Genomic DNA, 7,811 nt, shown 5'->3' on the forward strand with positions numbered 1-7,811 from the left:
CATCATACTATCAAAGTTCCTATCGCGGGAGAGGGGGTAGATCGAAGTGAAATTAAAAAATCTGTGACCAATTCAAAATAAAATCTTGTCTATAAAAACTTCAGGGACGTTGCCTAATATTATTTAAGATGTGATCCAAATATCCACCATTGATTCCGACAACGATAGCCGGTAATAAATGCTGTTCCCCTAAATAAGCCATCGCTTTTTGATAATCACTGCATTCTTGATCGTCAGCTATTAAGAAATCTTGTTCCTTTAAGAGCCTGGGATGAACAGAATCGAGATCTCCAATGATTAAGGTGGGTTTTATATGGCGTTTAAACAAACTATTGGCAGCGCCGTCCGCAGCGATAATAGGTAAATTAAGTTTGGCAAAAAAGGAGCTATCGGGTAAGTCACCATTTAAACATAGAATAGCGTGATAACCAGTAAAATTAATTAAATCATGCATCTTTGCTTTAAACCTATATTCGACTTTTTTCCATCTCGCTTGGGGTGTCTCTAATAAATGGCACAGCTTTTATTAGCGCTTTGGACTAAGTTTATCCCTGTGGCATACCTGTATTCGAGGAGAGCATTTCCAGCAGCCTCGCGCATCGCGGAGAGAGGCCAAGTTATTATTTTATTATAGGCCTTCCTCCGAGCTAAAGCATGGTGGTGCATAAAGAGCAGCTAAGCACTTCTTTTTCTGCTAAACATAATGCTTATTTGCCAATGAGGTTTAAAAATTCCATTCTGCTGCTCGGATTATTTTTTAGTTCCCCTAACATTACCGAGGTGGTCATCACTGAGTTTTGCTTTTCTACACCACGCATCATCATACAAAGATGTTTGGCTTCAACAATTACTGCTACACCACGAGCCCCGGTAATTTCTTGCAGACATTGAGCAATTTCACCGGTTAAACGTTCTTGAATTTGTAACCGTCGAGCAAAGAAGTCCACTATGCGGGCGATTTTTGACAGGCCAATAACTTTTTGATTAGGTAAGTAGCCTACATGGCATTTCCCTATGAACGGTAAAAGATGGTGTTCACACATAGAATAAAGCTCTATGTCTTTAGTGATCACCATCTCATTCATATCAGATTCGAATAGGGCACCATTAATAATTTCATCAAGGCTTTCATGATAACCTTTCGTTAAATAACGCATGGCGTTGGCGGCACGTAATGGGGTATCTCTTAGTCCTTCTCGGCTAACATCTTCCCCTAATTCTTTTAGCAAATCTGTAAATAGTTGTTCCATAGCAAACGAATCCTAACCTGGCGGCCAAGTCATTTGACGTCCGCCCAGTACATGTAAATGAATGTGGTAAACTTCCTGCCCGCCACCAGAATTAATATTAAAAACTAAGCGATAGCCTTGTTCACTGAGCCCTTCTGCTTTAGCTAATTGCTTAGCGCAAAGAATCATGGAACCCAAGAGGCTCGCATCATTATTCTGCACGTCGTTTAGAGTAGCAATATGACGTTTAGGTATCACCAGTAAATGAGTTGGCGCTTGTGGTTTAATATCACGAAAAGCCATAATATCTGCATCTTCAAAAATTACCGAAGCAGGTATTTTGCCTTGAGCAATTTTACAGAACAAACAGTCCATTGAGTGTTTACCGGTTAAAAATTAAAAAACTATTATATACCGAAGATAACCATAAATGCTATTTTTGCTCCCCACCTTCATGTTCACTAAGTTATTACACCTTCTCTTTGCCTTTTAAGATGATTTTCCGCATAATAGACGTTTTTTATTAGGATAAAGGTGCATAATGAGTTTAATGCAAATTAAAAGTGGCCGTGACATACCCAACGAGATTAATGTTATCATTGAAATTCCTATGCATGGCGAACCTGTTAAATATGAAGTAGATAAGGAAACTGGAGTTTTGTTTGTAGATCGTTTTATGGCTACGGCTATGTTTTATCCAACTAATTATGGCTATATTCCTAATACTTTATCGGAAGATGGCGATCCTGTGGATGTATTAGTCGTAACTCCAGTACCTTTAATCAATGGTGCAGTTATCCCTTGCAGGGTTGTAGGAATGTTAAAAATGACTGATGAGTCAGGCATTGATGCAAAATTACTCGCTGTACCTACTTCCAAAGTGAGTAAATTGTATAATTCCGTAGAAACCTACAAAGATTTACCGCAGCACTTACTCTCTTCCTTGGAACATTTTTTTAGTCATTATAAGGATCTAGAAGAAGGTAAATGGGTGAAAATTGAGGGTTGGGTTGGTGTCGAAGAAGCTAAACAAGAAGTGTTGTCTTGTGTTGAGCGATTTAATAAACAATAATTTTACCTGTATTAAAACTGCCCCGCTGGGCGGTTTTAATACCTAAACTCCTGTACTTTTGCACAAAAAAATTAAGGATATTCCGTGCAGCTCCATCTCACCCCTTTGTTGCTTATATTAATTTTTTTAATTGCATTATCGGCTTTTTTTTCTGGCTCAGAGATAGGCATGATGTCTATCAATCGCTACAAATTAAAACATTTGGTAAAAAAAAATAACAAGCAGGCTATTCGCGTAAACCAAATGTTAGCGCGGCCTGATAAACTGCTCAGTGTGGTACTCATTGGCAATACCTTAGCTAATATTGTTGCTTCAACTATTGCAACCTTAATAGGACAACATTTTTATGGGGATTTGGGGGTGGCCATTGCTACGGTTTTGTTAACTGTACTGGTCTTAGTTTTTGCTGAAATGACACCCAAAACCCTGGCGGCTATTTATCCTCAACAAGTTGCATTCCTCTGCTCTCTCCCCTTAAAAATAATGCAGGGTTTGTTCGCGCCTTTAGTGCATGTCATTAGTTTTACCTCGAATGCTATCTTGCGTGTTTTTGGAATTTCGATTGACCGTATTCAAAAAGAAGCGCTTACTGGCGAAGAGTTACGCTCAGTAGTTCACGAAGCCGGTGGCTTGTTACCTGTAGAACATAAAAGTATGTTAATTAGTTTACTCGATTTAGAACAGGCTACAGTAGAAGATATTATGGTGCCTAAATCGGAGATTGTCGGTATCGATTTAGATCAGCCTTGGCAACAAATGCTTGAGCAACTTGAAACAGCGCAACACACCCGCCTGCCTATCTATCGGGGTTCTATTGATCACATAGAAGGGATGATCCACGTTCGAAATGTATTAAATCTTGCTTTAGAAGATAAACTTGATTTAGACAGCTTTTTAAATACTGCGGATGCACCCTATTTTATTCCGGAAGCGACCCCTTTAAATATTCAAATTTTAAATTTTAGAAAAATGAAGCGGCGGAGCTGTTTTGTGGTTGACGAGTATGGCGATATTTTGGGCTTGGTAACCATGGAGGATATCCTGGAGGAAATTGTTGGCGAGTTCACTACCGATATTGCTGCTTTCAGTCGTGATATTACCCATGAAGAAGAAGGCACCGTCATTATTGACGCAGGACTAACCTTACGGCATTTAAATAGAATGATGGGATGGAATCTTCCTTTAATTGGACCGCGCACTTTAAGTGGCTTAATTATTGAGTATTTAGGGTATATTCCGCCTGCTGATTCCTGTTTAATGATTGAAAATTATCAGATCGAAATATTAAGGGTAAGTGATAACACTATAAAAAGTGTACGCATCATTAAAGTGAATAAAAAGAGAAAATAAAGAGGAGGTGTAACTTCTGTCCTTTCTCTGTCTTGTAACTCTGCAGGCCCAATCATTTTAATGGCAATGAATCTTGATGAACTGGCTTACTTGCTGATAAAAATCATGCGCCTCCCATAAATTATTATGCCCATAACCGGGAAAACTTATCATCTGCTTAGGCTCTATTGCCGCTTTGAACAATGTTAGACCTTCAGCATAAGGGACAACTGTGTCCTGGGTACCATGTAAGATGAGCAAAGGAGTTTTTATTTTTTTTATACGTGATAAAGAATCAAATTTATCCCAGGGACTCAATAAGAGCCATGGATAGTTACGCCGTGCCAAACTCGTTAATGAGCTAAAGGGAGATTGTAATATTAAGGCACAAGAGGAATGTTCACTGGCTAATTGACTCGCTACTCCTGTACCCAGTGACTCTCCATATAAAACCAACTCAGTAGGTTTAACTCCTTGCTCACTTAAGAATCTAAGCGCCGCCTGGCCATCTTTATAAAAACCTTGTTCGCTTGGACTACCTTTATTACCACCATAGCCGCGATAATCAAATAATAAAAATCCGTAACCTGCGTTAATAAATTGTCGCGCTAATGCCATTCTATGACCGAGGTTACCGGCATTTCCGTGAAAAAAAAGAATGGTAGGGCGATGTTTTGGCGCGGCTTTATACCAGGCGTTTAAACTTAAATTATCTGCTGTATGCAATTGAATCACGCTAAGATCGGTTGCAGCAAAATCCTGGGGCAGAGGTCTAATCGGTGAGGGAAAATAAATTAAATGTCTTTGCATGAAATAAATGAACGCAGACAAGAGTATAAATAAGAGGATGCCTACTTTAATAATTTGGGTTAAGAGGTTCATTTAAATCCCTTTATTGTTGGTTGTTCTATAAATTCCGATCTAACACAAGGCAGTTTGTTCTCTTGTTTTTCTTAAGCTTTTTTATCATATTAACTTGTATTACACTATATCGCTTTGTAAGTGGTTCAAAAAGAGAAAGTGGAGTTCCAAGACGTGATAAGTATAAAATCAGCAGTTATTATTATTCCAACTTACAATGAAGCCCTATGCATTAAAAAAACCATTCAGGAAGTATTTCAGGCATTAGCCACTACTGATTTTACTAGTCATATCTTAGTCTTCGACAGCTGTTCAACTGATAATACACAGAATATTGTAAGGGATTTGCAAAATTCTTATCCTAATTTGCACTTACAAACAGAAGCCCAAAAGACCGGCTTAGGTTCTGCTTATTTACAAGCGATGCATTATGCTGTAAATGAATTACATGCCGATGTTGTAGTCGAGTTTGACGCGGATTTATCCCATCAACCTCGTTATTTACCCGAAATGATAAACAAACTCCGTTCTGATGATGTGGTCGTGGGAAGTCGCTATGTGAAAGGGGGGAGTATTCCACCCAACTGGGGCTGGCATCGTAAATTTTTATCGGTATTAGGTAATCTAGTTGCTCGTTGTGCCTTAACTCGAAAATATAAAGATTTTACGAGTGGGTTTAGAGCCACCCGTCGTTCGCTACTTAAAGAGGTTTTACCCAAACAGTTTATTTCCAATCATTATGCTTACAAACTTGAGTTATTATGGCGCCTGCACCAGGCAAAAGCGAAAATTGTGGAATACCCCATTGAGTTTATCGATAGAGAGCAAGGGCAAAGTAAATTGCCTGCAAACAGCATTATTGATTCCTTACGCGTTTTAGGAATCCTGCGTTATCGTGAGTTGTATTCTTATTTTGGCATGTGCGCAGTGGGACTTGTTGGATTGAGCATCCAATGTCTTATTTATAATTTGTTACGTTTAAAATGCTCTCCTTTTTTTGCCGCCCAAATCGCAGTAAGTATCGCTATTCTCAATAATTTTATTTTAAATAATCAGTTCACTTTTAAAAGGCGAGTTATAAACAATCAACTTAGATCGGCGGCTTTTTTTATTGCCTACTCCATTTTAATGATTGTTTTTCAAAGCACCTGGGTGCAATGGGGCGTGGAATATTTAGGTGCGGGTTATGTTAAAGAAAATCTAATTGTCGCTACGGGCATTTTGGTAGGTTCTGTGCTTAATTATCTTTTTTATTCTCGTATTGTTTGGCGAAAAAAAGAGTCTCTTGCTACTTAATGGCCCACTTAATGCGATCTAAATCGAGCCTTCTTTCCGCCAGGTTAATGAAATCCCTCGAATTCTTACTTTGCAGATTGAACGGTATCCCTGTTTATCCGATCACGGTTCAGTTCTAATCTTTCATTTGCGCAATCTGATAATAATAAGGAATATTTCTAAGATGTTGTCCTTGCCCTTGTGACCATACGTATTTAATTTGGGACTTTGTGCGCAGGTGTTTGGTAACTTCTGGATCACCAAAGCGCCAAGCTTCTTTAGAAACAAGAATTAATTGCGTATCTGCTAAAGGCTGGTTATTGGACCAATAACGATACATTAAACTTTCCTTATTAAAAATATGGGCGCCTAGAGAAGGATAGTATTTATTAATAAGTCCTTTTTTAAATAATAATTGTTGATAAAAAGCTAATTCACTGTTGATGGGGTAATTATCTAAGGGGACGAACACTACCGGCTTATGACTTTTTTGTTCTTCATTGGCGGCTATAGTCGTGAGTTGTTGGATTAAATTATCCCAGGCAATGACTTTGATGAGAACTTTTTGTTGGATAAAATTGTTCTTATTGAAGCTAATCGTTAGTAAAACGCCGCTATACAAGAGCAGCAAAAAACTACATCCGATAAACCATAAAGTCTTTTTTAATGGATTATGCACAATCAGCAAAGAAAGCCAAGGAAGCAAGGCTAAAAATAAGGGGCCAGGCCAGTTAAAGTTTACACCATGATTTAAGCTATAAACAGCAAAAAATAAAAGAGGGGTAAAAGTGAAGTATTGCAGGAATCTTTTCTTATCCTCACCTATGTTAATTGACGAGGGCGATTTTTTAGCAAGATCTATAAGTCCCCAAACCCCCATCGGAGTAATAAAAAATAAAACTATCCACCCCAAATGGTGAATGTTTATTGACGTCGTTGAGTTAAATCGTCGTGTACTTTGAAAAATGAACGAAACCCACTCATGTTGTGCATTCCAATATAGTACGGGAGAAAAGACTAAAAAAGCGAGGAGTAAGCCTAGATAGGGTTCTTTACGTTTAAGCCAAAAGCGTGATTTAGCATGACAAAGCACATAAACAAAAGCGCTTAGGGCAACTAAACCCATGGTATATTTAGAAAGAAGGCCTAGACCTAAACTTATACCCGCACTATACCAAGCTTGCGCTTCTTCTAAGATTAACGCCCGGTAGAGAAAATAAAGACATGCTGACCAAGATGCAATTAAGGGGACATCAGGGGTTATCACAATAGATTGGAAAAAGAAAAAGGGAATAGTGGCCAAGATGAAAATAGCATAACGTCCCGAGTGCTTCTCAATTAACTCACCTAATTGGTAAGCAAAAAAACTGCTAATAAACCAACAAAATAAGCTAGCGGCTCGCACACTAAACTCATGAGAGCCGAATAAACTGGTAAAGCCCTTAATCAGTAAAGCGACCATAGGGGGATGATCTAAATAACTCCAATCTAGATGCTGGGAGTAGTTCCAATAATAGGCCTCCTCCACCAAGAGGCAAGCTTGGGTCATGCAAATTAAATGCAGAATTAGGGAAAAGCTCAGAATAACTAAGAAAACGAGTTGATTAGCCTCTGGTTTGTGCAACAATCCATTAACGGTATAAACTATTTTTTTCATTCGTAAAAAATTCAATAATTAATGCTGCAGTATATTTAAATTAGTTTTTTAAACAAGTTTTGTTTAAGATCTTCCTGATCATCAATGGACTTCTCTGTTTAATCCCCCTTAATTAGAAGTCATTATGAAAACAAAAAAGTCAGTTTGTTAATGTTTTCTTAATCTTCCCTTAATATTTCTTAAGTACTATAGGATTATTTTCAATAATAGTCGGGGGCACTATGCCATTTAATATAGAATTATCAAGAAGCGAACCCTTTGTTAAATTCTCATGTTACGCACGGTCAATTTTAAGCTGCCATATTTTTAAGCTCCTGCCAAGCAATCTGGTTCGCTCTAAGAATCAATTTGTACTTAATAGCAAAGTGATTTAAATGAGTTTTTATCT

The 7,811-nt window shown here is 38.0% G+C and carries 8 protein-coding genes and 1 pseudogene; 4 read left to right on the forward strand and 5 right to left on the reverse strand.

Annotation, left to right across the window (positions count from 1 at the left end; all coding sequences use genetic code 11):
* Nucleotides 1–115 precede the first annotated feature (115 nt).
* The 3 genes and pseudogenes from ELY15_RS11650 to ELY15_RS11660 form a co-directional block, all read right to left on the reverse strand.
* A pseudogene (locus tag ELY15_RS11650) lies at nt 116–454 on the reverse strand (thiamine diphosphokinase); the annotation flags it as partial.
* Nucleotides 455–707: 253 nt separating this feature from the next.
* Nucleotides 708–1,250 carry a GTP cyclohydrolase I FolE gene (gene folE / locus ELY15_RS11655; RefSeq protein WP_127100209.1) on the reverse strand — a complete coding sequence of 181 codons (543 nt, stop codon included), beginning with the start codon at nt 1,248–1,250 and terminating at the stop codon, nt 708–710.
* Between the two features lie 12 nt (nt 1,251–1,262).
* Entirely contained in the window at nt 1,263–1,604 is a 342-nt protein-coding gene (locus tag ELY15_RS11660; protein WP_127100211.1) for a histidine triad nucleotide-binding protein, read from the reverse strand.
* A 166-nt stretch (nt 1,605–1,770) separates the two neighbouring features.
* On the opposite strand from ELY15_RS11660, the gene ppa reads away from it, so the two are divergent.
* Both ppa and ELY15_RS11670 read left to right on the forward strand, forming a co-directional pair.
* The gene (gene ppa, locus ELY15_RS11665) at nt 1,771–2,301 is read left to right on the forward strand and encodes an inorganic diphosphatase (RefSeq protein ID WP_127100213.1); all 531 of its coding nucleotides are present in this window, start codon (nt 1,771–1,773) and stop codon (nt 2,299–2,301) included.
* An 84-nt stretch (nt 2,302–2,385) separates the two neighbouring features.
* The gene (locus tag ELY15_RS11670; protein WP_127100215.1) at nt 2,386–3,651 is read left to right on the forward strand and encodes an HlyC/CorC family transporter; all 1,266 of its coding nucleotides are present in this window, start codon (nt 2,386–2,388) and stop codon (nt 3,649–3,651) included.
* Between the two features lie 57 nt (nt 3,652–3,708).
* On the opposite strand, the gene ELY15_RS11675 is transcribed toward ELY15_RS11670, so the two are convergent.
* Nucleotides 3,709–4,512, reverse strand: coding sequence for an alpha/beta hydrolase (locus ELY15_RS11675; RefSeq protein WP_127100217.1), 804 nt, complete (start codon nt 4,510–4,512; stop codon nt 3,709–3,711).
* A 156-nt stretch (nt 4,513–4,668) separates the two neighbouring features.
* Here ELY15_RS11675 and ELY15_RS11680 point away from each other — a divergent pair, with 156 nt between their 5' ends.
* Nucleotides 4,669–5,787 (forward strand): glycosyltransferase, encoded by a 1,119-nt coding sequence (locus ELY15_RS11680; protein ID WP_370449425.1) that lies wholly within the window; start codon nt 4,669–4,671, stop codon nt 5,785–5,787.
* Between the two features lie 115 nt (nt 5,788–5,902).
* Here ELY15_RS11680 and ELY15_RS11685 read toward each other — a convergent pair whose 3' ends face one another.
* On the reverse strand, nt 5,903–7,423 hold the full coding sequence (locus ELY15_RS11685; RefSeq protein WP_127100221.1) for a glycosyltransferase family 39 protein: 1,521 nt from the start codon (nt 7,421–7,423) through the stop codon (nt 5,903–5,905).
* Between the two features lie 221 nt (nt 7,424–7,644).
* Here ELY15_RS11685 and ELY15_RS16175 point away from each other — a divergent pair, with 221 nt between their 5' ends.
* Nucleotides 7,645–7,797 carry a hypothetical protein gene (locus tag ELY15_RS16175; RefSeq protein ID WP_158617461.1) on the forward strand — a complete coding sequence of 51 codons (153 nt, stop codon included), beginning with the start codon at nt 7,645–7,647 and terminating at the stop codon, nt 7,795–7,797.
* Nucleotides 7,798–7,811: the final 14 nt, after the last annotated feature.

This window comes from Legionella sp. km772, assembly GCF_003989735.1.
In the GTDB taxonomy this organism is placed as follows: Bacteria; Pseudomonadota; Gammaproteobacteria; order Legionellales; family Legionellaceae; genus Legionella.

Coding starts and splice junctions, on each gene's coding strand:
- ELY15_RS16175 (WP_158617461.1), top strand. CDS start 7,645: ATGCCATTTAATATAGAATTATCAAGAAGCGAACCCTTTGTTAAATTC.
- ppa (WP_127100213.1), top strand. CDS start 1,771: ATGAGTTTAATGCAAATTAAAAGTGGCCGTGACATACCCAACGAGATT.
- folE (WP_127100209.1), bottom strand. CDS start 1,250: ATGGAACAACTATTTACAGATTTGCTAAAAGAATTAGGGGAAGATGTT.
- ELY15_RS11685 (WP_127100221.1), bottom strand. CDS start 7,423: ATGAAAAAAATAGTTTATACCGTTAATGGATTGTTGCACAAACCAGAG.
- ELY15_RS11660 (WP_127100211.1), bottom strand. CDS start 1,604: ATGGACTGTTTGTTCTGTAAAATTGCTCAAGGCAAAATACCTGCTTCG.
- ELY15_RS11675 (WP_127100217.1), bottom strand. CDS start 4,512: ATGAACCTCTTAACCCAAATTATTAAAGTAGGCATCCTCTTATTTATA.